22 protein-coding genes are annotated in these 24,033 nt (G+C 72.9%); 18 read left to right on the forward strand and 4 right to left on the reverse strand.

Annotation, left to right across the window (positions count from 1 at the left end; genetic code table 11):
- Window positions 1-4 precede the first annotated feature (4 nt).
- From argS to plsX, 3 genes are all read right to left on the reverse strand, one after another.
- A complete protein-coding gene (gene argS, locus ACFOVU_RS27800; protein ID WP_378538354.1) occupies window positions 5-1,738 on the reverse strand; it encodes an arginine--tRNA ligase in 1,734 nt (577 codons plus the stop codon).
- Window positions 1,739-1,742: 4 nt separating this feature from the next.
- Window positions 1,743-3,086 (reverse strand): hypothetical protein, encoded by a 1,344-nt coding sequence (locus ACFOVU_RS27805; protein WP_378538355.1) that lies wholly within the window; start codon window positions 3,084-3,086, stop codon window positions 1,743-1,745.
- Between the two features lie 68 nt (window positions 3,087-3,154).
- Window positions 3,155-4,252, reverse strand: coding sequence for a phosphate acyltransferase PlsX (plsX, locus tag ACFOVU_RS27810; RefSeq protein WP_378538356.1), 1,098 nt, complete (start codon window positions 4,250-4,252; stop codon window positions 3,155-3,157).
- Between the two features lie 381 nt (window positions 4,253-4,633).
- On the opposite strand from plsX, the gene ACFOVU_RS27815 reads away from it, so the two are divergent.
- The 4 genes from ACFOVU_RS27815 to ACFOVU_RS27830 all read left to right on the forward strand — a co-directional run bounded on the left by ACFOVU_RS27815 (window position 4,634) and on the right by ACFOVU_RS27830 (window position 8,979).
- The gene (locus tag ACFOVU_RS27815; RefSeq protein WP_378538357.1) at window positions 4,634-6,010 is read left to right on the forward strand and encodes a KamA family radical SAM protein; all 1,377 of its coding nucleotides are present in this window, start codon (window positions 4,634-4,636) and stop codon (window positions 6,008-6,010) included.
- 179 nt (window positions 6,011-6,189) lie between these two features.
- Window positions 6,190-7,023, forward strand: a complete 834-nt coding sequence (locus ACFOVU_RS27820) for a hypothetical protein (RefSeq protein ID WP_378538358.1) — start codon at window positions 6,190-6,192, stop codon at window positions 7,021-7,023.
- Between the two features lie 55 nt (window positions 7,024-7,078).
- The gene (locus ACFOVU_RS27825; RefSeq protein ID WP_378538360.1) at window positions 7,079-8,146 is read left to right on the forward strand and encodes an ROK family glucokinase; all 1,068 of its coding nucleotides are present in this window, start codon (window positions 7,079-7,081) and stop codon (window positions 8,144-8,146) included.
- Window positions 8,147-8,235: 89 nt separating this feature from the next.
- Window positions 8,236-8,979, forward strand: a complete 744-nt coding sequence (locus ACFOVU_RS27830; protein WP_378538361.1) for a hypothetical protein — start codon at window positions 8,236-8,238, stop codon at window positions 8,977-8,979.
- A gap of 15 nt (window positions 8,980-8,994) precedes the next feature.
- Here the strand turns inward: ACFOVU_RS27830 and ACFOVU_RS27835 are convergent, their stop codons facing one another.
- Complete coding sequence (locus tag ACFOVU_RS27835; protein WP_378538363.1) at window positions 8,995-9,735, reverse strand: GntR family transcriptional regulator; 741 nt, start codon at window positions 9,733-9,735, stop codon at window positions 8,995-8,997.
- A gap of 229 nt (window positions 9,736-9,964) precedes the next feature.
- On the opposite strand from ACFOVU_RS27835, the gene ACFOVU_RS27840 reads away from it, so the two are divergent.
- The 14 genes from ACFOVU_RS27840 (at window position 9,965) to ACFOVU_RS27905 (ending at window position 24,008) form a co-directional block, all read left to right on the forward strand.
- Window positions 9,965-10,975, forward strand: a complete 1,011-nt coding sequence (locus ACFOVU_RS27840; protein WP_378538365.1) for a Gfo/Idh/MocA family protein — start codon at window positions 9,965-9,967, stop codon at window positions 10,973-10,975.
- A gap of 50 nt (window positions 10,976-11,025) precedes the next feature.
- Entirely contained in the window at window positions 11,026-12,018 is a 993-nt protein-coding gene (gene iolC / locus ACFOVU_RS27845; RefSeq protein WP_378538366.1) for a 5-dehydro-2-deoxygluconokinase, read from the forward strand.
- Window positions 12,008-12,883, forward strand: a complete 876-nt coding sequence (locus ACFOVU_RS27850) for a Cgl0159 family (beta/alpha)8-fold protein (protein WP_378538368.1) — start codon at window positions 12,008-12,010, stop codon at window positions 12,881-12,883. The genes iolC and ACFOVU_RS27850 overlap by 11 nt, the downstream gene beginning before the upstream one ends.
- A complete protein-coding gene (gene iolB / locus ACFOVU_RS27855) occupies window positions 12,880-13,830 on the forward strand; it encodes a 5-deoxy-glucuronate isomerase (protein ID WP_378538369.1) in 951 nt (316 codons plus the stop codon). Before ACFOVU_RS27850 ends, iolB begins: the two co-directional genes overlap by 4 nt.
- 5 nt (window positions 13,831-13,835) lie before the next feature.
- Window positions 13,836-15,716 carry a 3D-(3,5/4)-trihydroxycyclohexane-1,2-dione acylhydrolase (decyclizing) gene (iolD, locus tag ACFOVU_RS27860; RefSeq protein WP_378538371.1) on the forward strand — a complete coding sequence of 627 codons (1,881 nt, stop codon included), beginning with the start codon at window positions 13,836-13,838 and terminating at the stop codon, window positions 15,714-15,716.
- Window positions 15,717-15,756: 40 nt separating this feature from the next.
- Window positions 15,757-16,668 carry a TIM barrel protein gene (locus ACFOVU_RS27865; protein WP_378538372.1) on the forward strand — a complete coding sequence of 304 codons (912 nt, stop codon included), beginning with the start codon at window positions 15,757-15,759 and terminating at the stop codon, window positions 16,666-16,668.
- 90 nt (window positions 16,669-16,758) lie between these two features.
- A complete protein-coding gene (locus ACFOVU_RS27870) occupies window positions 16,759-17,748 on the forward strand; it encodes a substrate-binding domain-containing protein (protein ID WP_378538374.1) in 990 nt (329 codons plus the stop codon).
- Window positions 17,749-17,755: 7 nt separating this feature from the next.
- On the forward strand, window positions 17,756-18,829 hold the full coding sequence (locus ACFOVU_RS27875; RefSeq protein WP_378538376.1) for an ABC transporter permease: 1,074 nt from the start codon (window positions 17,756-17,758) through the stop codon (window positions 18,827-18,829).
- A 77-nt stretch (window positions 18,830-18,906) separates the two neighbouring features.
- Window positions 18,907-19,707: an ATP-binding cassette domain-containing protein gene (locus tag ACFOVU_RS27880; RefSeq protein ID WP_378538528.1), complete on the forward strand. Its 801-nt coding sequence runs from the start codon at window positions 18,907-18,909 to the stop codon at window positions 19,705-19,707.
- Window positions 19,704-20,708 carry a Gfo/Idh/MocA family oxidoreductase gene (locus tag ACFOVU_RS27885; RefSeq protein WP_378538377.1) on the forward strand — a complete coding sequence of 335 codons (1,005 nt, stop codon included), beginning with the start codon at window positions 19,704-19,706 and terminating at the stop codon, window positions 20,706-20,708. The genes ACFOVU_RS27880 and ACFOVU_RS27885 overlap by 4 nt, the downstream gene beginning before the upstream one ends.
- Window positions 20,709-20,745: 37 nt before the next feature.
- Entirely contained in the window at window positions 20,746-21,612 is an 867-nt protein-coding gene (locus tag ACFOVU_RS27890; protein WP_378538379.1) for a sugar phosphate isomerase/epimerase family protein, read from the forward strand.
- 39 nt (window positions 21,613-21,651) lie between these two features.
- Window positions 21,652-22,425, forward strand: a complete 774-nt coding sequence (locus tag ACFOVU_RS27895) for a hypothetical protein (protein WP_378538380.1) — start codon at window positions 21,652-21,654, stop codon at window positions 22,423-22,425.
- A gap of 33 nt (window positions 22,426-22,458) precedes the next feature.
- Window positions 22,459-23,232: an SDR family NAD(P)-dependent oxidoreductase gene (locus ACFOVU_RS27900; protein WP_378538382.1), complete on the forward strand. Its 774-nt coding sequence runs from the start codon at window positions 22,459-22,461 to the stop codon at window positions 23,230-23,232.
- A gap of 11 nt (window positions 23,233-23,243) precedes the next feature.
- On the forward strand, window positions 23,244-24,008 hold the full coding sequence (locus ACFOVU_RS27905; protein WP_378538383.1) for a crotonase/enoyl-CoA hydratase family protein: 765 nt from the start codon (window positions 23,244-23,246) through the stop codon (window positions 24,006-24,008).
- Window positions 24,009-24,033 lie beyond the last annotated feature (25 nt).

Here is a 24,033-nt window from a genome sequence, read left to right on the forward strand (position 1 = left end):
GATGTCACATCTGGTCGGGGGAGCGCACCCCCAGCAGGTCCAGGCCCTGGACCAGGGTGCGCAGCGTCGCCGCGGTCAGCGCCAGGCGGGAGTCGCGCACCGCGGGGTCGCCGGCGGCGAGCACCGGGCAGTGCTCGTAGAACGCCGTGAACGCCTGCGCCAGGTCGAACAGGTACCCGCACAGCCGGTGCGGCTCCAGGACCTCGCCCACCTGCGCGACCGTGGGGCCGAACCCCAGCAGCGCCAGAGCGAGCGCCCGCTCTGCGGGCTCGGTGACCGCGATCGGGCCGGCCGCGTCCTGGGGGTCGATCCCGCCGGTGCGGAAGATCGACTTGATCCGCGCCGTGGCGTACTGGAGGTAGGGCCCGGTGTTGCCGGTGAGCGCCAGCATGCGGTCGAAGTCGAAGACGTACTCGGTGTCGTGCGACACCGACAGGTCGGCGTACTTCACCGCGCCGATGCCGACGTCGTGCGCGATCGCGGCGCGCGTGGCGTCGTCGAGGTCGGGGCGGTTGGTGTCGACCACCTTCTGCGCCCGCTCGACCGCCTCGTCGAGCAGCGCCATCAGCCGGATCGGCTGCCCGCTGCGCGTGCGCAGGATCTTGCCGTCGGACCCGAGGACGTTGCCGATCTGGACGTGGACGGTCTCGACCCGCGGCGGCAGCCACCCGGCGGCGCGCGCCGTGGCCCACATCATCTGGAAGTGGGTGGCCTGCGGCGCGCCCACCACGTAGATGATGCGGTCGGCGCCGAGGTCGTCGACCCGGTGGCGGACGGTGGCGAGGTCGGTGGTGGCGTAGTTGTAGCCGCCGTCGCTCTTGCGGACGATGAGCGGCACCGGCTTGCCCTCGCGGCCGGTGAAGCCGTCGAGGAACACGCACAGCGCGCCCTCGCTCAGCACGGCGATGCCGGAGTCCTCCAGCGCGTCGCAGACCTCGGCGAGGGCGTCGTTGTAGGTGCTCTCCCCGGCGAGGTCGGCGTCGGTGAGGGTGACGTCGAGCTTGGTGTAGATCTTGTTGAAGTAGATCTTGGAGAGGTCGATCAGCTCCTGCCACAGGCGCAGGGTGTCGGTATCGCCGCCCTGGAGCGCCACCACGCGCTTGCGGGACCGGGCCGCGAAGTCCTCCGATGCGTCGAACTTCGCCTTGGCCGCCTGGTAGAAGGCGTTGGGGTCGGTCTTCAGCAGCCCGGCGTCGGCGGAGTCCTCGCCCACCTCCAGCAGGTGCTCGATGAGCATCCCGAAGGGGGTCCCCCAGTCGCCGATGTGGTTCTGGCGGATGACGTCGTGCCCGAGGAACTCCAGGGTGCGCGCCAGGGCGTCGCCCACGACCGTGGTGCGCAGGTGGCCGACGTGCATCTCCTTGGCGACGTTCGGCGCGGAGTAGTCGATCGGGACGGTCTGCGACGGCGGCCGGGGGACCCCGAGCCGGGGGTCGGCCAGGACCGCCTGGGCCTGCGCGGCGACCCAGTCGTCGCGCAGGGTCATGTTGATGAAGCCGGGGCCGCTGATCTCGACCTCTCGGCACACGTCCGCCAGATCCAGGCGCGCGACGACCTCGGCGGCGACGTCGCGCGGCTTTCGGCCGAGCCGCTTGGCCAGCGGCAGCGCCACGTTGGCCTGGTAGTCGGCGAATTGGGAGGGGCGGATGACGGGGTCGGTCTCGGCGTGGTCGGCACCGAACGCGGCGCCGAGCGCGGACTGGACCCGTTGCGAGAGAATTTCCTGCGGGTCGGCCATGGCCTCAGCCTACCGACATCGCCCTACCGGCAGTGCCTGAGCTGCGATGACGCCACCCCCGGTGGAGCGCGCGGACCGCGGGCCACCACAGCAGTGCCATCGCGGTGCCGGTCAGCAGCAGCCACGGCACCCGCCACGCGGGTGAGGGGCCCTCTCCGCCGGGCGCCGTGGCGTCCCGGGCGGCGGCCGCCTCGCCTCCGGCGGTCAGCGACCACACCAGGAACGCGTCGCCCACCGGCAGCACCCCGCCCAGGTAGCGGCGCTGACCGCCGGCCTCGACCGGAACGCCGCTCGCCTCGGCCAGCCCCGTCAGCGCCCGGGCCGAGGCGGCGTCGCCGAACAGGACGGCGTCGCCCAGCGCCACGGTGCTCGCCGATGCCGAGAGCCCGAGGATGAGCGGCCCGGAGTCGACGTCCCCCGGGGAGCCGTCGCCTTGAGGGAATTCGCGTGTCCCGGGCGCCATGGCGACGGTGGACGCGAACGTCGTGCGGAACACCCGGTGGTCGGCGGCGGCCCATTCCCGGTCGACCTCGGCGAGGAAGCGCAGCAGCAGCGACTGCGAGCTGCCGCGCGCGCCTTCGAGCGGGGCGCCGGTGGCGGGGTCGGCGCTGTGGGGGATCAGCCCGGTGGCGGGGTCGAGCCGGTCGCGCACGGCGGCGCTCCAACGGTCGATGGTGCCGGCGTGGGCGTCGTCGCCGCGCAGCCGGTCGTCGAGGCGGAGTGCGGCGATGCCCACGACGCTGTCGACCGGCCAGGCCGCGCCGGGGTAGGCCATGAGGTAGGGCGTGCCGTCGTCCAGGGCGGCGTCGAAGGCGGCGCGCAGCTCCTCGGCGGCGGCGGACAGCTCCCGCGCCTCGTCGGGGGCGGCATCGGGGCCGCCCGCCAGTTCCACGATCCGCCCGCGCAGCCACGCCGTCCACCCGGCGTGGAAGACGCCGTAGGCGGGGGCGGCGTCGGCCGGGAAGGGGGCCCGGCCGACGGCGGACTCGGCCTGCTCCAGCGCCCAGCGGGCTTCGGCGAGGGCGTCGCCGCGCAGGCCGGGGTCGAGCATGCCGGTGTTCACCCGGCTCAGGCCGTAGAGGACGTGGGTGAACAGGTACCCCTCCGGGAACAGCCGCTGCATCCGCTCCCCGGCGCCGTCGTCCAGCCGCGCCCGTACGAACGCCAGCCGGGGGAGCGCATCGGCGGCCACCTCGGGGCCGTCGCGGTCGAGGGGCGAGGGGGTGAACGACCGGGCGGTGGCCGTGCCCGCCAGCACGGTCGCCGCCAGGGCGGTGAAGGTGAGCAGGAGGGCGAGGACCCGGTGCGGCCGGGACACCGCGGCGGGGCTGCGGGGAGGGCGGCGCATCGGGCCAGTATCCCTGAGGGCGGGCCCCGGGGTGTCCGGTGTCTCGGGGCCCGTCGCCCGCTCTCCGGCTATTCGTCGCTCTGGCTGAGGCGGTGCAGCCAGCCGGCCGGGCGGGTGGTGGCGCCGAGGCGGCGGCGGACCTGTTCGACGATGCGGCCGCCGGCGAGTTCGTGGGCGAGCAGGCAGGCGCGGGCGATCCCGTTGGCGCTGCTGGAGCCGTGGGCGATCACCACCGTGCCGTTGAGCCCGAGCAGCACCGCGCCGCCGTAGGTCTCGCTGTCGAGGCGGGTCCGCAGCTCGCGCAGGGATCTGCGCTGGAGCAGCGCGCCCGCCTTGGCGATCCGGCTGGAGGTGAGCGCATCGGTGACCGCCTCGAACGCGAACCGCACCGCGCCCTCGACGGATTTCAGCGCGACGTTGCCGGTGAAGCCGTCGGTGACCACCACGTCCACCTCGCCCGCGAGCAGGTCGTGGCCCTCGATGTTGCCGCGGAAGTCCAGCGGGGGCGTGCCCGCTTCGGCCGAGGTCGCCGTGAGCAGCTCGGACGCCTTGCGCGCCAGGCGGTTGCCCTTGCCCGGCTCCGCGCCGATGGTGAGGATGCCCACGCGCGGCGCGGCCACGCCGTGGGCCGTCTGCGCATAGGCGGCGCCGAGGTGGGCGAACTGCACGAGCATCTCGGGCTTGGCGTCGGCGTTGGCGCCGGCGTCGAGCAGGATCGTGGGGCGCGGGTGGGTGGGCAGGACCACGGCGAGGGCGGCCCGGAGCACACCGGGCTGGGTGCGCAGCCGCACGGTCGAGGTGGCCACGACGCCGCCGGTGGAGCCGGCCGACACGAGCGCGGACGCGTCGCCCTGCCGGATCAGCTTGCACGCCATCGCGACGCTGGAGCGGGGGCGCCGCCAGCTGGTCAGCGCGCCCTCGTGCATGGCGAGGGCGTCCTCGGCGTGCACGACGGGGATCAGGCCGGTGGCGTCCTCCTGGGCGAGCAGGGCGTTGACCTCGGGTGAGCGGCCGATGAGAACGGGGCGCAGGCCGTGCTCGCGGACGGCGAGCACGGCGCCCTTGACGACCTCCCCGGGGGCGTTGTCGCCGCCCATGGCGTCGAGCGCGATCACCGGCGGGGCCGCCGCCGCGGACCGCTTCTTCGCCTGGGGTTGGCCGCTCACGTGGTGTCCTCGCTCTCGCCGGGGTGGTCGGGGGCGGGGCGCCGGGTGTCGCGGGTGCTCCGGCCCCCTGTCCGGACCCCTGTCCTCCGGCCAGGCTATGCCTCCCGGGGCCGGTGTCCTGCCAGCGCCCGGACGGTGGGGCGATCAGGCCCCCGAAGGTGACGTACCAGGTCACAACATGCGGTGATGTGGATAGAAACGCCGCAAATGGGGTACGTCCGTGTGCTGGCCGGGGCAGGGATCACCCTCCGCTCCGGCGGCATAACCGCATTGTTCACGTCAGAGGCGGACGTTCGGCGTGTGAACACGCCGGATCCGCCGGGTCAGGGCTGCCCGCACCACCCCCGCCGGGCGGCCCGTCGACTTCATGAAGGGAGACGCGTGAGCTTGACGCACGACGCGGCACCGACCCCGTCCACAGGGCGCCGGTTTCGTGCCTACACGACCAAGCACCTGGACGAGTTGACCGCTCGGGCCGGTCTCGGCGCCGATGAGCGCCTTGCGGTCCGTGCGGTGGCATCGGTGCTTCCGTTCCGGGTCAACAGCTACGTCATCGACGAGCTGATCGACTGGGACGCCGCCCCCGACGATCCGATCTACCGGCTCGTCTTCCCACAGGCCGACATGCTGCCGAAAAGCGACGTGGCGAGGATCGCCGACCTGCTGCGCCAAGACGCGCCGCGGAAGGAACTGAACGACGCCGCCAACCGTGTCCGGGCGAAGCTCAACCCGCACCCGGCGGGCCAGATGGACCTGAACGTCCCCAAGATCGGCGCATCCGACCCGCTCGAGGGCATGCAGCACAAGTACGCCGAGACCGTTCTGTTCTTCCCCAAGCAGGGCCAGACCTGCCACGCCTACTGCACCTACTGCTTCCGATGGGCGCAGTTCGTCGGCGAACCCGACCTCAAGTTCGCCTCCAGTGAGATCGACCACCTCGTCCGCTACCTCCACGCCCACCCCGAGGTCACCAGCGTCCTGTTCACGGGCGGCGACCCGATGATCATGGGCGGGGGCGTCCTGGCGCGCTACATCGAGCCGCTTCTGGCGGTGGACACGCTGGAGTCCATCCGGATCGGCACCAAGTCGCTGGCGTACTGGCCGCAGCGCTTCACCACCGACCCCGATGCCGACGACACCCTGCGGCTGTTCGAACGGGTCGTGGAATCCGGCAAGAACCTCGCGTTCATGGCGCACTTCTCGCACCCCAACGAGATGGCGCCCACCCTCGTCCACGACGCGGTGCGCCGCATCCGCGCCACCGGGGCGGTCATCCGCACGCAGGCCCCGCTCATCCGCACCATCAACGACGACTCGGCCACCTGGGAGAGCATGTGGCGCACCCACGTGCGCCACGGCATGGTGCCGTACTACATGTTCGTCGAGCGCGACACCGGCCCGCAGGACTACTTCGCGGTCCCGCTGGCCCGGGCCTATGAGGTCTTCCGCGGCGCCTACACCAAGGTGTCGGGCCTGGCCCGCACCGTGCGCGGCCCGTCGATGTCGGCCACCCCGGGCAAGGTCTGCGTCGACGGCACCGCCGAGATCGCGGGGGAGAAGGTCTTCGTCCTCCGCTTCATCCAGGCCCGCGACCCCGAACTGGTCGGCAAGCCCTTCTTCGCCAAGTACGACGAGAAGGCGTCGTGGCTCTTCGACCTCGAACCCGCCTTGGGAGCCACCCGCTTCCCCTATGAGCAGCCCCTGCCGGACCCGGCGCCCGACCTGGTGATCCCCGCGGCCCCTGTGTCGTCCCCGTAGCGGTCGGACGATCCGACCCATTTCCCGGGCCCCCGGCCGCCGAACGGCGCCGGGGGCGTTCAGGTGCTTCAGGTGCATTGGGGGCCCGTCAGGAATTTCCGCCGTCCGAACCGCGTCTTTAGTGCGCACGGTGCATAATCGTGCTCTTGCTCACGGCTCGGTCGGTTCGGGAGATTCCTATGGACGGGTGGCACGACTGGTTCGGCTTGTACGTCGTCGACGCCGACCGCCTGCCGCTGTTCAGCTTCTTCGTCGCGTTCGTCGTGGGGTTCCTCTTCATCCGGGTCAGCGTCCGGCTGATCCGCGCCCGCGTCCGCTGGTGGCCGGGGAACGTGCGGCCCGGCGGCCTGCACATCCACCACGTCGTCTTCGGCGTGGCGCTCATGCTGCTCGGCGGGGTCTCCGCGCTGCTGATCACCGACCGCGACGGCGCCCCGATCGTCGTGGCCGCCGCGCTGTTCGGGCTGGGCGCGGCGCTCGTCCTCGATGAGTTCGCGCTCATCCTGCACCTGCGCGACGTCTACTGGACCGAGCAGGGCCGCACCTCCGTCGACGCCGTGTTCGTGGCGATCGCGCTCACCGGCCTGCTGCTCACCGGGTTCCGCCCGTTCGGCTGGGACGAGGTGCGCGCCGCCGGCCCCGGCGGCGGCCCCGCTGCACTCGGCCTGGTCGCCCTGGCCCTCGTCAACCTGGCCGGGTCGGTCCTGAGCCTGCTCAAGGGCAAGATCTGGACCGGGATCACGGGGGTGTTCGTCCCCGCCATCTCGGTGATCGCGGCGCTGCGGCTCGCGGTGCCCGGATCGCCGTGGGCGCGCTGGTACTACCCCGAGGGGTCGACCAAGCTGCTCCAGGCGCAACGGCGCGACGAGCGGGTGCGCCGCCCGCTGATCCGGGCCAAGATCCGGTTCCAGGAGGCCATCGCCGGCCGGCACGACCTCGACGCCGGCCCCGCGGAAAGGGCCGCGGCCGACCCGGGCCCGCCGGCGGCCGTCAGGTCGCCGGCCGCTCCGTGATGCCCTGAGAGCCCGCCGTGATGCCCTGAGAGCGCTCGATTAGAGTGGGCAGGCTATGGCAGCGCACACGACGGGGACCACAGTGACCGCACGGCAGCCGCGAGGGCTCGCCATCGGCATCGACATCGGCGGCACCAAGGTGGCGGCCGGGGTGGTCACCCCGACCGGCCGGGTGCTCGCGCGCCGCCGCACCGAGACCCCCGACAAGAGCAAGAGCCCCAAGGTGGTCGAGGACACCATCGCCGGGCTCGTCGAGGAGCTGCGCGCCGAGTACGCGGTCAGCGCGGTCGGCGTCGCCGCGGCCGGGTTCGTCGACGAGCGCCGCGCCAACGTGCTCTTCGCCCCCCACCTGGCCTGGCGGCGCGAACCGCTGCGCGACGCGCTGCGGACCCGCCTGGGCCTGCCGGTCGTGGTGGAGAACGACGCCAACGCCTCGGCCTGGGCCGAGGTCTGCGTCGGCGCGGGCCGCAACACCTGCGACGCCGTCGTGGTCAACCTCGGCACCGGCATCGGCGGGGCCGTCGTGATCGACGGCCGGCTCTACCGGGGCCGCCACGGGATCGCGGGGGAGTTCGGGCACATGACGGTCGTGCCCAACGGCCACCGCTGCGAGTGCGGCAACCGCGGCTGCTGGGAGCAGTACGCGAGCGGGCACTCGGTCACCCGCGAGGCGCGCGAGCTGGTCGCCGCCGACTCCCCGGTGGCGCGCCCCCTGATCCAGGCGGTGGGCGGCGACGCGTCGCTCATCACCGGGACGCTCGTCAGCGAGCTCGCCGCAAAGGGCGACCGTGCCTGCATCGAGCTGCTGGAGGACGCGGGGACCTGGCTGGGCGTGGGGCTGGCCAACCTGGCCGCGGCGTTCGACCCCGAGCTGTTCATCATCGGCGGCGGGGTCTCCGAGTGCGGCGACCTGCTCCTGGAGCCCGCGCGCCGTTCCTTCCGCCGCGCCCTCACCGGCCGCGGCTACCGCCCCGAGGCGCGGGTTGCCGCCGCCGAGCTGGGCAACGAAGCCGGGGTGATCGGCGTCGCCGACCTGGCCCGCGACGCGCTCCCGCGCCGCCGCCAGGGGCGCAGGCAGCGGGGGCTGCGGCACTGTGCGCCTAGGGAGCGCCGCGGGAGGTGATCTGACCCTCCTGACTGTCCGCTCCCTCTGCTACATTTCCGGCCTGATCGGGGCGATCGCCCCGGACGTGCCGTGGAAGGTGGCGCCGAATGGGACAGGCCGGACCCGATGCCCCCGCTGAGAAGCGGGCGAGCTGCTACCTGCTGGAGTTCTCGGTTTCGCCGGGCGGTGCGCGGCAGGGGGACATCCACGCGTACACGGATCTGAAGGCCCTGCGCGAGGGGTTCGACGAGCGCAACGGCGCCGACCCCTACCTCATCATGTGGTACGGGGCGCTGCTGCACCTGTGGGTGGTGCAGAACGGCGAGATCGTCCAGGGCATCGACCTCCACCCCTTCCTGCGCACCGGCGACGAACGCCTCGACCGGACGCTCGCGCGGGTGCTCGACGGCGGCCGCAAGGAGGGCGACGACGATGCGTGGGACGAGCTGTTCTCGACGGTCACGGAGGACTTCGACTGGAACCCGGCCGCGGCGCTGCCGACCCTGGCGCACCTCTACGACCTTCGCGACCGGGCGGGGGCGGGGGACGAGGCCGCGAAGGCGGAGATCCACCGGCTGAACGAGGCGGTGGAGGACGGGGACGACCTGGAGGAGTTCGCCGAGGCGGGGCCCGAGGGCCTGGAACTCGACTGGGACGCGATCGCCGCGGCCGTCCCCGCGCTCCGGGAGCCGCTGATGGGGCCGGGGTGGCTGCCCGTGGCCTGGGCCAAGGGCGTGCGCAAGCCCAGGGACAGCTACCTCGACATCGCCGATGAGCTCCGCCTGGGGTTCAACGACCTGGAGAACGGCGACAGCGAGTACCTCTATGACGAGGACGAGGACGAAGGCTGACCCCTTCGGGTCCGCTCAGCTGGTCAGCGTCAGTTCAAAGGTGTACAGCGACGCACGGTAGACGTGGGAGCCCGCCTCCACGACACGGCCGGTGTCGTCGTAGACCGTGCGGTCCATGGTGAGCAGCGGGGCGCCGTCGGCCTCGCCCAGGATGCGGGCCTCGCCGGCGGTGGCGCCGCGGGCGCCGATGACCTGGGAGGCGATCTTCAGGGTCGCGCCGGCCGCCCGGAGCAGGTTGTAGAGGCCGTTCTCGGTGAGCGCGTCCTCCGACAGCCGCACCAGGCCCAGCGGAACGTGGTTGTGCATGATCGCGAGAGGCTCTTCGCCCGCGTAGCGCAGCCGTTCGAGGGTGTAGACCTCGGTGCCCGGCGCGACCTCCAGCGCCGCCGCGACGGCGTCGGACGCGGGCTCCACTCTGAGGTCCAGGACGTCGGTACGCGGGCGCTGCCCGGCGTGGGCGAGGTCGTCGTAGAGGCTCGACAGCTCGACGGGGCGGCGCACGCGCGGGGTCACGACCTGCGTTCCCACCCCCCGCTTGCGCACCAGCATCCCGCGGTCGACGAGGTACTCGATCGCGCGGCGCAGCGTGGGCCGCGACAGGCCGAGGCGGTCGGCGAGGAGGATCTCGTTCTCCAGGCGGGTCCCGGCGGGCAGGGCCCCCGTGCGGATGCGCTGCTCCATCTCCTGGGCGACCTGGAAGTACAGCGGGACCGGGCTGTTCCGGTCGAGGGTCATCGACAGCGGTGACTCGGTCACGTGTCTCCGTTCTGCGGAATGGGGCGGCGGGATCCCCGCTGTGGGCCGGGACGGCTGTTTTCAGGCGCTTCCCATTCTATGGACCTCCTCCTGTTGACGGCATATTACTACGTACATATGTCTAGACAAAGTCTTGACAGCTTCGCCGCCGGAAGCGTACAAACGTCTCCAGGAATGTGACCCACGGAACACGTGGGTGAGACGCAGGTCAAAGCGGAGGAGGTCCGCCATGCGGATCGGTCTCGTCGGCACCGGCAGGATCGGGGCGTCCCACGCCGCCGCCATCGCGGCCCGCCCCGAGGTCACCCGGCTGGTGGTCGCCGACACCGACTCCGCCCGCGCCCGCGAGGTCGCCCGCCGCATCGGCGCGCACGTCGCCGACGACATCGGCCTCCTGCTCGCCCCCGGGGCGGTCGACGGCCTGGTCATCGCCGCCGCCACCGCCGCCCACCCCGATCTGATCCTGGCCGGCGTCCGGGCAGGGACCCCCGTGTTCTGCGAGAAACCGGTCGCCCCCGACCTCGCCGGGACCGTCGCGGTGCTGCGCGAGGTCGAAAAGCGCGGCGTCCCCGTGCACATCGGCTTCATGCGCCGCTTCGACCCCGGCCACCGGCGCGCCCGGCAGGCGCTGCGCGACGGCGAGATCGGCGACCTCCACCGGGTCCACGCCGTCACCGCCGACGCCGCGCCCCCGCCGGCCGGCTACCTGCCCACGTCGGGCGGCATCTTCCGCGACTGCCACGTGCACGACTTCGACGCCCTGCGCTGGATCACCGGCCGCGAGGCCGTCGAGGTCCACGCCTACGGGGCCAACCGCGGCGCCGGCTACTTCGCCGAGGCCGGCGACGTCGACACCACCGTTGCGGTGCTGCGCCTGGACGACGGCACCCTCGCCACCCTCCAGGGCTCCCGCTACAACGGCGGCGGCTACGACGTCCGCATGGAGCTCGCCGGGACCGCCGGCACGATCGTCGTCGGCCTCGACGACCGCGCCCCCCTGACCTCCGCCGAACGCGCCACCGACTTCCCCCGTGAGCGCCCCTGGCCGGAGTTCTGGTCCCGGTTCACCCCCGCCTACGAGGCCGAGATCGACGCGTTCCTGCGCATGGTCGCCGACGGCGACGACCGCAGCCCCTGCACCGTCGCCGACGCCCTCGAAGCCGTGCTGGTCGCCGAGGCCGCCGACCGCTCGATGCGCGAGGGGCGGCCGGTGCGCGTCGCTGACGTCCGCCCGCCTTAGGCGGCGCATCCGACCCGAGCGGTGAGCCGACCGACCCGAAAGAGGAGCCGATGGCAGCCACCACCCCGTTCCCGCGCAGCCCCGATACGCCGCCCGACGACGTCATGACGATGGGCCGGGTCGGCGTCGACATCTACCCCGACCAGACCGGGGTCGGGCTGGACCGGGTGTCGTCCTTCGGCAAGTACCTCGGGGGCACCGCCACCAACGTGGCGGTGGCCGCCGCCCGCTACGGCCGCCGGGCGGCGCTGATCACCCGCACCGGCGACGACACCTTCGGCCGGTTCGTCCACCAGGCGCTCCAGGGCTTCGGCGTCGACGACCGGTTCGTCACCCCCGTCCCCGGCCGGCTGACCCCGGTGACCTTCTGCGAGATCTTCCCGCCCGACGACTTCCCCCTCTACTTCTACGGCCGCGACCCCAAGGCCCCCGACCTCGAGATCCACGGCTCCGAACTCGACCTCGCCGCCATCCGCGCCGCCCGCATCTTCTGGGTCACCGGAACGGGCCTGTGCCAGGAGCCCAGCCGCTCGGCCACCCTCGGCGCCCTCAAGGCGCGCGACCCCGGCACCCTCACCGTCCTGGACCTCGACTACCGGCCGATGTTCTGGGACTCCCGCGAGGACGCCCGCCGCTGGGTCCGCGAGGCCCTGCCGCACGCCTCCGTCGTCGCGGGCAACCTCGACGAGTGGAGCACGGCCGTGGGCACCACCGACCCCCACGAGGCCGCCGCGGCAGCCCGTGACCTGGGCGTCGGCCTCGCCGTGGTCAAGCAGGGCCCCAAGGGCGTGCTCGCGGTCGACGACGGCGGCGCCGTCGAGGTCCCGCCGGTACCGGTCGACGTCGTCAACGGGCTCGGCGCCGGCGACGCCTTCGGCGGCGCGCTCTGCCACGGTCTGCTCAGCGGGTGGGACACCGAGCGCATCATGCGGTTCGCCAACGCCGCCGGCGCGATCGTGGCCTCCCGCATCCCCTGCTCGGCCGCCATGCCAACGGCGGACGAGGTCGAGGCCGCCATGGGCGGGGTGCACCGTGCTGGCTGACCGGCTGCGCGACATCGTCGAGACCCGGGTGCACAACCCGGGCGCGATCGCCGAGGCCGCCGCGCGCCGGGTGCCCGCGCCCTCGCCCGTCGGCCCCAACGGCATGGCGATGATCGTCGCCGCCGACCACACCGCGCGCGGCGCCCTGCGCTCCGGTGACCGCCCCATGGCCATGGCCGACCGCGCCGACCTGCTCGACCGGGTCTGCACCGCGCTGGAGCGGCCCGGGGTCACCGGGGTCCTGGGCAGCGCCGACATCCTCGACGACCTGCTGCTCCTGGGCGTCCTCGACGGCAAGAGCGTCTTCGGGTCGATGAACCGCGGCGGGCTCGCCGGCGCCGCGTGGGAGATCGACGACCGGTTCACCGGCTACGACGCCGCCTCGATCGCCGCCATGGGCTTCGACGGCGGCAAGATGCTGCTGCGCGTCGACTACGCCGACCCCCGCACGGCCCGCACCCTCGAAAGCTGCGCCCGCGCCGTCAACGAGCTCAACGACGCCCGGGTCATGGCCATGGTCGAGCCGTTCATCGCGCGCCAGGCCGACGGCGCGGTGCGCAACGACCTGTCCACCGAAGCGGTCATCACCTCGGTCGCCATCGGCGCGGGGCTGGGCCGGGCCTCCGCCCGCACCTGGCTGAAGGTGCCGGTGGTCGACGGCATGGAGCGCGTCATGGCCGCCACCACCCTGCCCACTCTGCTGCTCGGCGGCGAGCTCGCCGCCGACCCCGAAGCCACCTACGCCCGCTGGGGCGCCGCACTGAAACTCCCGGGCGTGAAGGGTCTGGCCGTGGGCCGGTCCCTGCTCTACCCGGCCGACGACGACGTCGTCGGCGCCGTCGACACCGCTGTGGGGCTGCTGTGACCGCCACATCCACCACCCACCACCTCCCCGCCGGCAGCACCGCCTCCGGCGCCTACCGCACCGTCGTCACCCCTGAATCCGCGGGCTGGGGGTACTCCGGCCTGCGGGTCCTCGATCTCGCCCCGGGCGGCGCCGCCGAGATCGCCACCGGCGACGCCGAGACCCTGGTGCTGCCGCTGTCGGGCGGCTGCACGGTCACCTGCGAGGGCGCGGAGTTCGACGTCGTCGGCCGCGCCGACGTGTTCTCCCGGGTCACCGACTTCGTCTACCTGCCCCGCGACGCCCGCGCCACCGTGCGCAGCGAGGCGGGCGGCCGGTTCGCGCTGCCGTCGGCCCGCTGCGAGCGGCGGCTGCCCGCCCGCTACGGGCCGGCCGGTGACGTCCCGGTGGAGCTGCGGGGCGCCGGGCAGTGCAGCCGCCAGGTGAACAACTTCTGCACCCCCGAGACCTTCGACGCCGACCGGCTGATCGCCTGCGAGGTGCTCACCCCCGGCGCCAACTGGTCGTCCTACCCGCCGCACAAGCACGACCAGGCCACCGCGACCGAATGCGAGCTGGAGGAGATCTACTACTTCGAGGTCGCACCAGGGCCCGCGGGCCCAGGGCTCGGCTACCAGCGGGTCTACGGCAGCCCCGGCCGCCCGATCGACGTCTTCGCCGAAGTCCGCAGCGAGGACGTCGTCCTCATCCCGCACGGCTGGCACGGCCCCTCCATCGCCGCCCCGGGCCACGACCTCTACTACCTCAACGTCATGGCCGGCCCCGGCGCGGAGCGCGCCTGGCTCATCTGCGACGACCCCGCCCACGGCTGGATCCGCGAGACGTGGGCCGGGCAGGACACAGACCCCCGGTTGCCGCTGTACACGGCTGATGGCAGGACCGGGCACACGACCGGCGAGCACGCCGCAGCCCATGCACACGACAGGTACGGCAACAAGGACAGGTGAGCGCAGTGACCGATACCGTCCGGCTGACCACCGCGCAGGCGCTGGTCCGGTTCCTGGCGGCGCAGTACTCCGAGCGCGACGGCACCGAGCAGCGGCTGATCCCCGCGGTGTGGGGCATCTTCGGCCACGGCAACGTCGCCGGGATCGGGCAGGCGCTGCTCCAGGCCGCCACCGCCGGCGACGCCGACCTGCCCTACCACCTGGCCCGCAACGAACAGGGGATGGTGCACACCGCGGCGGCCTTCGCCAAGGCGCGCGACCGGTTGCAGACGTTCGCCTGCACCGCCTCCACCGGCCCCGGCTCCACCAACATGGTCACCGGCGCCGCCCTGGCCACGGCCAACCGCGTCCCCGTTCTGCTGCTGCCCAGCGACATGTTCGCCACCCGCGCCCCCGACCCCGTCCTCCAGCAGCTGGAGGACGCCCGCGGCGGCGACGTCACCGTCAACGACGCGTTCCGCCCGGTGTCGAAGTACTTCGACCGGGTCACCCGCCCCGAGCAGCTGATCCCCGCCGCGCTGGCCGCCATGCGGGTGCTCACCGACCCCGCCGAGACCGGAGCCGTCACCCTCTGCCTGCCCCAGGACGTCCAGGCCGAGGCACACGACTGGCCGGCCGCGTTCTTCCGCCGCCGGGTCTGGCACATCGACCGCCCCCAGCCCGACCCGGCCGCCGTGGCGCGCGCGGTCGATGCGCTGCGCGGCGCCGCGCGCCCGCTGATCGTGGCCGGCGGCGGGGTCGTGTACTCCGAGGCGATGGCGGAGCTGCGCGCGCTCGCCGACGCCACCGGGATCCCCGTGGCCGACACCCACGCCGGCAAGGGGGCGCTGGCCTGGGACCACCCCTGCGCGGTCGGCGGGCTCGGCTCCACCGGCACCTCGGCCGCCAACGCCCTCGCCCGCGAAGCCGACGTCGTGCTCGGCGTCGGCACCCGCTACAGCGACTTCACCACCGCCAGCCACACGGTCTTCGCCGACCCCGGCGTCCGGTTCGTCAACCTCAACGTCGCCCGGCTCGACGCCGCCAAGCACTCCGCCGTACAGGTGGTCGCCGATGCCCGCGCCGGGCTGGCGGCGCTGGCCGCGGGGCTCGGCGGCTGGACGGTCGATCCCGCGCACCGGCGGCGCACCCGGCGGCTCATCGCGGACTGGACCGCGGCGGCCGACACCTGCCGCACCGTCGACCACGGGCCGCTGCCCGCCCAGACCGCGGTCCTCGGCGCCCTCAACGACGCCCTCGGCGACCGCGACGTCGTGATCAACGCCGCCGGCAGCATGCCCGGCGACCTCCAGATGCTCTGGCGGGCCCGCGACCCCAAGGCCTACCACGTGGAGTACGCCTACTCCTGCATGGGCTACGAGGTCGCGGCCGGGACCGGCGTGAAGCTGGCCGCCCCCGACCGCGAGGTGGTCGTCCTGGTCGGCGACGGCTCCTACCTGATGATGTCCCAGGAGATCGCGACCATGGTCTCCGAGGGCATCAAGGTCGTCATCGTCGTGGTGCAGAACCACGGCTTCGCCTCGATCGGGTCGCTTTCCGAGTCCCTGGGCTCGCAGCGGTTCGGCACCGGCTACCGCTACCGCGACCCCGCCAGCGGGCTGCTCGACGGCGACGTGCTCCCCGTCGACCTCGCCGCCAACGCCGCCAGCCTCGGCGCCCGGGTGATCCGCGCCGACGGCATCAAGGGGTTCCGCGACGCCGTCGAGCGCGCCAAGGCCGCCGACACCACCACGGTCGTGCACATCGACACCGACCCCTACGGCCCCAACCCGCCCTCGACCGCCTGGTGGGACGTTCCCGTGAGCGAGGTCTCCGACCTCGGCAGCACGCGGGACGCCGCCGCCACCTACGCCGAAGCCAAGCGGGACCAGCGCCACTACCTCTGACGACACCCCCACCCTCCCAGCGAAGGACAAGGACGTGGTCATGACCGACAAACTGGTCCTCGGATCGGCCCCCGACTCCTGGGGCGTGTGGTTCCCCGAGGACGAGCACCAGACCCCCTGGGACCGGTTCCTGGACGAGCTGACCGAGGCCGGCTACGACTGGCTCGAACTCGGCCCCTACGGCTACCTGCCCACCGACCCCCGCCGGCTCGCCGACGAGGTCGGGCGCCGCGGCCTGAAGGTGTCCGGCGGCACCGTGTTCGGCAACCTGCACCGGCCCGATGCCTGGGACGGCATGCTCGCCACCGTCCGCAAGGTCGCCGGGCTGACGGCCGCCGTGGGCGCCCACCACCTGGTCTTCATCCCGCCGATGTACCGCGACGAGAAGACCGGGGCGTTCACCGAGTCCCCGGACCTCGACGCCGATGCGTGGGCCGCGCTGCACAAGGGCGCCGACGAGCTGGGCCGCATCCTGCGCGACGACTACGGCATCCGGCTGTGCCTGCACTCCCACGCCGACTCCCACATCCAGACCCAGCCCGAGATCGAGCGGTTCCTCGACGGCACCGACCCCGATCTGGTGTCGCTGTGCCTGGACACCGGGCACGTCGCCTACGGGGGCGGCGACGCCGTCGACCTCATCCGCCGTTACGCCGAGCGCATCGGCTACGTGCACATCAAGCAGATGGACCCCGATGTGCTGGCCCAGGTCGCCGCGGAGGAGCTGTCCTTCGGCGAGGCCGTCAAGCGCGGGGTGTGCGTGGAGCCGCCCGCGGGCGAGCCCGCGCCGGCCGCCGTCATCGACGCCCTGGAGGAGGTCGACGCCCGCGTCTTCGTGATCGTCGAGCAGGACCTCTACCCCTGCGCCCCCGAGGTCCCGCTGCCCATCGCGCGGCGCACCCGCACCTACCTCAACGGCTGCGGCCTGGGCGCCCGTCACCAGCAGGCGTGATGCGCCCGCGCAAGGACCGCACCCGCACCCGCACCGGTCGCCGCCCCCACCCACCCTCTCCACCCTCCGGTAACACCCTGCGAGGTCCCCATGAACCGATTCCGCCGATCCCGCGTCCTCCTTGCCGGCGCGGCCGCGGGCACCGTCGTGCTCGCGGCGTCCGCCTGTAGCTCCCAGGGCGGTGCCCAGGAGGAGGCCGGCTCCGGGGCCGAGACCCCGGACCTGACCATCGCGATGATCACCCACCAGGCCCCGGGCGACACGTTCTGGGACATCGTCCGCCAGGGCGCCGAGGACGCCGCCGACAAGAGCGGCGTCACCCTGGAGTACTCCTCCGACCCCGAGGGCTCCCGGCAGGCCACCCTCATCCAGACCGCTGTGGACAGCGGCGTCGACGGCATCGCGATCACCCTGGCCAAGCCCGACGCGCTCCAAGGGGCGATCGACGCCGCCACCGAGGCCGGGATCCCGGTCGTGGGGTTCAACTCCGGCATCGACCAGTGGCAGGACGCCGGGCTCACCGAGTACTTCGGCACCGACGAGACGCTCGCGGGCGAGGCGTTCGGCGAACGCCTCAACGAGGCCGGGGCGGAGAAGGCCCTCTGCGTCATCCACGAGCAGGGCCACGTCGGCCTGGAGACCCGGTGCGCGTCGCTGGCCGAGACCTTCGACGGCGAATCGGAGGTGCTCAATGTCGACGGCGCCAACATGCCCGACGTCAAGTCCGGGATCGGCGCCAAGCTCCAGGAGGACTCCGGCATCGACTACGTCGTCACGCTCGGCGCGCCGTTCGCGCTGACCGCGGTCGAGGCGGTCGATGAGGCCGGCAGCGAGGCGAGCGTGGCCACCTTCGACTCCAGCCGCGACCTCGTGGGCGCGATCGAGGACGGATCGGTGGAATGGGCCGTCGACCAGCAGCCCTACCTCCAGGGCTACCTGGCCGTCGACGGCCTGTGGCTCTACAACACCAACGGCAACGTCTCCGGCGGCGGCACCGAGCCGGTCCTGACCGGCCCCAGCTTCATCGACCGCGACAACATCGACGACATCGCCGCGTTCGCCGAGAACGGGACCCGGTGATGCGCCCATGAGCCCCACACTCACCCGCGACCCCGGGGTCCCCGAGTCCGCCGCCCCCTCGGAGAAGGCGCTCCGCGTGGGCCGGCGCTCCCTGCTGACCCGCTTCCTCGCCCGGCCCGAGGTCGGCTCGCTGATCGGCGCCGTCCTCGTGTTCGCGGTGTTCTTCACCGTGGCGGCGCCGTTCCGGCAGGCCACGTCGTTCTCCACGGTGCTCTACGCCAGCTCCACGATCGGCATCATGGCCGTCGCGGTCGCGCTGCTGATGATCGGCGGCGAGTTCGACCTGTCGGCGGGCGTCGCCGTGGTCACCGCCGCGCTGTCCGCCGCGACGTTCAGCTACCAGTTCTCGCTGAACATCTGGGCCGGGGCCGTGCTCTCGCTGCTGCTCGCCCTGGCCGTCGGCTTCCTCAACGGGTGGCTGCTGATCCGCACCGGGCTGCCGAGCTTCCTGGTGACCCTGTCGGTGTTCCTGATGCTCCAAGGGCTCAACATCGCGGTCACCAAGCTCGTCACCGGCGGCGTCGCCACCCACAACGTCGCCGACATGGACGGGTTCGCCTCGGCGTACGCGGTGTTCGCCTCCAGCATCCCCATCGGCGGGGTCCAGGTGCGCATCACCGTGCTGTGGTGGCTGCTGTTCGCCGCCGCGGCCACCTGGGTGCTGATGCGCACCAGGGTCGGCAACTGGATCTACGCAGTTGGCGGCGACGCCGCCAGCGCCCGCGCGGTCGGGGTGCCGGTGGACAAGGTGAAGATCGGCCTGTTCGTGACCGTCGGGTTCTTCGCCTGGTTCAGCGGCATGCACCTGATGACGGCCGCCAACGGCGTCCAGCAGTCGGGCGAGGGGGTCGGCAACGAACTCCTCTACATCATGGCCGCGGTGGTCGGCGGCTGCCTGCTCACCGGTGGCTACGGCACGGTGGTGGGCGCCGTGATCGGCGCGTTCATCTACGGGATGACCAGGCAGGGGATCGTCTACGCCGGCTGGGACAACAACTGGATCATGTTCTTCGTCGGCGCGATGCTGCTGCTCGCGGTCGTGGTCAACATGTGGGTCCGCAAGCAGACGAGCACGAGGTGAGAGCGGTGGACACCACTACGACCACGTCCACGACACGCGAGCGCGCGGCGGGCACCCCGGGCGAGGGGGCCGGACCGGTGCTGGAGCTCAAGGGCATCGGCAAGTCGTTCGGCAACATCCGGGCGCTCTCGGGCATCGACCTGGCGGTGGGGGCCGGGAAGGTCACCTGCATCCTCGGCGACAACGGCGCGGGGAAGTCGACCCTGATCAAGATCATCGCCGGCCTGCACGCCCCCACCGACGGCGAGTACCGCGTCGACGGCGAGCCCGTGCACTTCGCCTCGCCGCGCGAGGCGCTGGACCGCGGGATCGCCACCGTCTACCAGGACCTCGCACTGGTGCGGCTGATGCCGGTGTGGCGCAACTTCTTCCTCGGATCCGAGCTGCACCGCAGGGTCGGCCCGTTCACGATGCTCGACGTCGCGCGGATGCGCCGCATCGCCGACGAGGAGCTGAAGCGGATGGGCATCGACCTGCCCGACATCGACGCGCCCGCGGGCAACCTGTCCGGCGGCCAGCAGCAGGTCGTCGCCATCGCCCGCGCCGTGTACTTCGGGGCGCGCGTGCTGATCCTCGACGAGCCGACCGCCGCGCTGGGCGTCAAGCAGTCGGGGGTGGTGCTGAAGTACATCGCCGCGGCGCGCGAGGCCGGGCTCGGCGTCATCTTCATCACCCACAACCCGCACCACGCCTACCTGGTCGGCGACCACTTCGTGGTGATCAAGCTCGGGCGGATGGAGCTCGACGCCGCCCGCTCCGAGCTGACCCTCCCGGACCTGACCCACCACATGGCGGGCGGTGCCGAGCTGGACGCGCTCGAACACGAACTGAACAACGGGTCGGCCGAGGGGCCGCAGGAGAGGGGTGAGCAGCGATGACCGTCAACGTCGGCGTGATCGGCGCCGGGATGATCGGCGCCGACCACATCCGCCGCCTGACCACGGTGGTGAGCGGGGCGCGGGTACGGGCCGTCACCGACATCGACGCCGGCCGCGCCGCCGCGGTCGCCGGCTCCGTGGGCGCGCGGGCGCTGCCCGGCGACGCGGAGGTGATCGGGGCGGGCGACGTCGACGCGGTGCTGGTCGCCTCCTGGGGCGCGGCGCACGCGGAGTCGGTGCTCGCGGCCATCGAGGCGGGCAAGCCCGTGTTCTGCGAGAAGCCGCTCGCCACAACGGCGGAGGACTGCCTGCGCATCGCGGACGCCGAGCAGCGGCACGGCGCGCGCCTGGTGCAGGTGGGGTTCATGCGCCGCTACGACCCCGGCTACCGGGAGATGAAGCGGATCATCGACGCCGGCGACATCGGCACCCCGCTGATGGTGCACTGCGCGCACCGCAACGCCACGGTGCCCGAGTCCTACCACTCCGCGATGGCCGCGCACGACACCGCGATCCACGAGATCGACGTCGTCCGCTGGCTGCTGTCCGACGAGATCGTCTCCGCGCAGGTCCTCACGCCGCGCCGGACCGCCCACCGGTTCGAGCACCTCCAGGACCCGCAGATCATGCTCTTCGAGACCGCCGACGGCGCGCGCGTGGACGTCGAGGTGTTCGTGAACTGCCGGTACGGCTACGACATCCAGTGCGAGGCGGTGGGCGAGACCGGCACGGTGCGGCTGCCCGACCCGGCGGCGCCCGCGGTGCGCACCGCGGGACGATCGGCCACCTCCGTCCTCCAGGACTGGAAGGACCGGTTCGCCGAGGCCTACGACGTCGAGATCCAGGAATGGGTCGACTCCGTGGCGGCCGGGGCCCCCGCCGGGCCGAGTGCCTGGGACGGCTACGCCGCCGCGATGATCAGCGACGCCACCGTCGAGGCGCTCCACTCGGGGCGGATCGTCGGCACCGGCATCAAGGCCCGGCCGGACTTCTACGCATGAGCCGTGCGCGAGAGCACCCCGGAGAGAGGAGAGGCCCGTGAAGATCGCCCTCGACCCCTACATGCTCCGCGGCCTGCCCATGGGCGAGATGGTGCGGACGGCGGCCGACATCGGCTACCGGTGGATCGAGCTGTCGCCGCGCGCCGAGTTCATGCCGTTCTTCCTGCACCCGCGGGCCGATGACGCCCGGGTCGCCGAGCTGAAGGAGGCGCTGCGCGCGACCGGGACCGGGCTGTCGAGCATCCTCCCGCTGTACAGGTGGTCCAGCCCGATCGAGGAGGAGCGGCGGGCCGCCGTCCGCTACTGGCGGCGGATGATCGAGGTCGCCGTGGAGCTGGACTGCCGGCTGATGAACTCCGAGTTCAACGGTCGCCCGGAGCTGGCGGCCGAGAGCGAGGCCGCGTTCTGGCGGTCGCTGGAGGAGCTGCTGCCCGTCTTCGAGCGCGAGGGCATCGCCCTCAACCTCGAAGCCCACCCCGACGACTTCATCGAGGTCAACGGGCCCGCGGTCGACCTCGTCCGGGCGATCAACAAGCCGTGGGTCAACTACCTGTACTGCGCACCGCACACCTTCCACCTCTCGGGCGAGGCCCCCGGCGCCGACATCCGGGCGATGCTCGATTACGCCGGGGACCGGCTCGCGCACCTGCACATCGCGGACTCCTTCGACCACAAGGGTTCGTCGGGGCTGCGCTACATCCTCAACCCGCCCGGGACGCCCGCGCGGATCCACCAGCACCTCGACATCGGACAGGGGGAGGTGGACTGGGACGTGTTCTTCTCGACCCTGCGCGACATCGGGTTCGACGGGGTGGCCACGGCGTGCGTGTTCGCGTGGGAGGAGCGCGCCGTCGAGTCGAGCGCGTTCATGCTGGAGCGGATCACCAAGGAACTCGGGGGGTGAGCGGGGCGCCGGGGTGCTGGGTTGGTAGCGTCCCGGGCCATGACGACGGTCGATGGTGGTGCGGAACGCCTGGTGCGGGCGATGGGGCTGCTGGAGGAGTGCGAACGGCGGCTCTGGGACCACGCGGACACCGGTGACGGGATCGCCGGCCTGATCGCCGAGGCCCGGCGCCGCTACGACGAGGTCGAGCGCGCGATCATGCCCGGCGACACCGGGACCGCCGCCACGATCGCCATCGGGCGCTCCATGGCGGCGGCACTGGACCTGCGGTTCTGCATCGACCGAGCCGCCGACCTGAATTCCGGGTGGGACTGGGAGTGGGACGGCCCGCCCCTCGGGGGGATGCGCGAGGAGGACCACGAGGGCGTCAGCGAGCCGTTCGCCCGGCAGGCGGCCGAGGCGGCGCGGGCGGCACTGGACGCCGACCCCGACGAGGAGCGCCTCGGCGATTTCGAGTGGTCGGACGGCAGTCGCGTCTACGGGACCGTCGGGAACGTGTGCGCCGATGCCGACGCCATGATCGCCGAGGGGATCGGCGACCTGGCGCGGAACGAGCTTCGCGGAATGCTGAAGCTGGTGCTGGAGATCCACCGCCCCGGGCGGCCCATCGCCGAGCACGACCTCATCGCCCGGATCCCGGGCGAGAAGGACGGGCCGCTCGCCATCGACTGGTCGGACATCCCGGTCGAGGAAGCGCTGGAGTTGCCGCTGCCTCCCGGGCGCCCGTTGCGGATGGACGCGAAGACCTGCTTTTACGGTTCCGGACAGGGATGGGCGGCGGAGGAGCCGGCGAAATACCGAACCCCGTTCTAGTCGCGGGGGCGGCGAGTGGGTAAAGTGCCGCGCATGGAGCTGAATGGAGTTTCCGCCCTTGTCTCCGGCGGCGCCAGTGGGCTCGGTGCCGCCACCGTGAAGGAGCTGGCGTCGGCCGGCGCGAGCGTCGTCGTCGCCGACCTTGACGCCGAGCGCGGCACGGCGCTGGCGAAGGAGGCCGGGGGCGTGTTCGTCGCCACCGACGTCTCCGACGAGGCCCAGGTCCAGGCCGCCGTGCAGGCGGCGGTCGACACCGGCAAGCCGCTGCGCGTCGCCGTCTCCTGCGCCGGGATCGGCTGGGCCACCCGGACCGTGAACCGTGAGGGCGCCCCGCACGACCTCGCGAGCTACAAGAAGGTCATCGACGTCAACCTCATCGGCACGTTCAACGTGCTGCGCCTGGCCGCCGCCGTCATGGCCGGGACCGAGCCGGTCAACGCCGACGGCGAGCGCGGCGCGATCGTCAACACCGCCTCCCTCGCGGGGATCGAGGGTCAGATCGGCCAGATCGCCTACTCCTCGTCCAAGGGCGGCATCATCGGCATGACCGTCCCGGCGGCGCGCGACCTCGCGGCCATCGGGGTGCGGGTCAACACCGTCGCGCCGGGCATCCTCGACACCCCCATCTACGGGCAGGGCCCCGAGGCCGAGGCGTTCAAGGAGCGGCTGGCCGCGCCCGTTCCCTTCCCCAAGCGGCTGGGTACGCCCGCCGAATTCGCCAAGCTGGTGCGGGCGCTCCTGGAGAACGGCTACATCAACGCCGAGGTCGTCCGGATCGACGGCGGCCTGCGCATGCAGCCCAAGTAAAGGAGCGCGGCATGTCGGACGAGGTGCAGTACACGGCAGAGGACGGCGTCGCCGTCATCACCATCGACCGGCCCCGGGCCCGCAACGCGGTCAACGCCGCTGTGGCCCAGGGCATCGCCGACGCGCTCGACGACCTGGACGCCCGCTCCGACCTGGCCGTCGGGATCCTCACCGGTGCGGGCGGCACGTTCAGCTCCGGGATGGACCTGAAGGCGTTCATGGCGGGCGAGGTGCCCGTGGTGGACGGGCGCGGGTTCGCCGGGTTCGCGCAGCGGCCGCCGCGCAAGCCGCTGATCGCCGCGGTCGAGGGGTACGCGCTCGCGGGCGGCTTCGAGGCGGTACTCGCCTGCGACCTGGTTGTGGCCGCCGAGGACGCGAAGTTCGGCATCCCTGAGGTCAAGCGGGGGCTGGTCGCGGGCGGCGGCGGGCTGCTGCGGCTGCCCGCCCGCATCCCGCGCAACATCGCCATGGAGTTCGCCCTCACCGGCGACCTCGTGGACGCGCCGCGGCTGGCCGCGCTCGGCCTGGTCAACACGGTGACCCCCAGCGGGGGCGCGCTGGCCGGGGCCCGCGAACTCGCGGCCCGCATCGCCGTCAACGCCCCATTGGCGCTCGCGGTCTCCAAGCGCGTGGTCACGGAGTCGGCCGACTGGCCGGCCGGTGAGACCTGGCAGCGGCAGGACGATCTCATCCTCCCGGTGTTCGCCAGCCACGACGCGATGGAGGGCGCCGCGGCCTTCGCCGAAAAGCGCCCGCCGGTGTGGCGGGGGGAGTGACAGCCGTGGTGTGGCGGCGGAGTGG

This window comes from Nocardiopsis sediminis, assembly GCF_042650565.1.
Taxonomy (GTDB): domain Bacteria; phylum Actinomycetota; class Actinomycetes; order Streptosporangiales; family Streptosporangiaceae; genus Nocardiopsis_B; species Nocardiopsis_B sediminis.

Excerpts from the sequence above, each read along its gene's own strand:
- argS (WP_378538354.1), bottom strand. The coding sequence starts at position 1,738 with ATGGCCGACCCGCAGGAAATTCTCTCGCAACGGGTCCAGTCCGCGCTC.
- ACFOVU_RS27805 (WP_378538355.1), bottom strand. The coding sequence starts at position 3,086 with ATGCGCCGCCCTCCCCGCAGCCCCGCCGCGGTGTCCCGGCCGCACCGG.
- ACFOVU_RS27820 (WP_378538358.1), top strand. The coding sequence starts at position 6,190 with ATGGACGGGTGGCACGACTGGTTCGGCTTGTACGTCGTCGACGCCGAC.
- ACFOVU_RS27825 (WP_378538360.1), top strand. The coding sequence starts at position 7,079 with ATGGCAGCGCACACGACGGGGACCACAGTGACCGCACGGCAGCCGCGA.
- ACFOVU_RS27830 (WP_378538361.1), top strand. The coding sequence starts at position 8,236 with ATGGGACAGGCCGGACCCGATGCCCCCGCTGAGAAGCGGGCGAGCTGC.
- ACFOVU_RS27840 (WP_378538365.1), top strand. The coding sequence starts at position 9,965 with ATGCGGATCGGTCTCGTCGGCACCGGCAGGATCGGGGCGTCCCACGCC.
- iolC (WP_378538366.1), top strand. The coding sequence starts at position 11,026 with ATGGCAGCCACCACCCCGTTCCCGCGCAGCCCCGATACGCCGCCCGAC.
- ACFOVU_RS27865 (WP_378538372.1), top strand. The coding sequence starts at position 15,757 with ATGACCGACAAACTGGTCCTCGGATCGGCCCCCGACTCCTGGGGCGTG.
- ACFOVU_RS27870 (WP_378538374.1), top strand. The coding sequence starts at position 16,759 with ATGAACCGATTCCGCCGATCCCGCGTCCTCCTTGCCGGCGCGGCCGCG.
- ACFOVU_RS27875 (WP_378538376.1), top strand. The coding sequence starts at position 17,756 with ATGAGCCCCACACTCACCCGCGACCCCGGGGTCCCCGAGTCCGCCGCC.
- ACFOVU_RS27885 (WP_378538377.1), top strand. The coding sequence starts at position 19,704 with ATGACCGTCAACGTCGGCGTGATCGGCGCCGGGATGATCGGCGCCGAC.
- ACFOVU_RS27895 (WP_378538380.1), top strand. The coding sequence starts at position 21,652 with ATGACGACGGTCGATGGTGGTGCGGAACGCCTGGTGCGGGCGATGGGG.
- ACFOVU_RS27900 (WP_378538382.1), top strand. The coding sequence starts at position 22,459 with ATGGAGCTGAATGGAGTTTCCGCCCTTGTCTCCGGCGGCGCCAGTGGG.
- ACFOVU_RS27905 (WP_378538383.1), top strand. The coding sequence starts at position 23,244 with ATGTCGGACGAGGTGCAGTACACGGCAGAGGACGGCGTCGCCGTCATC.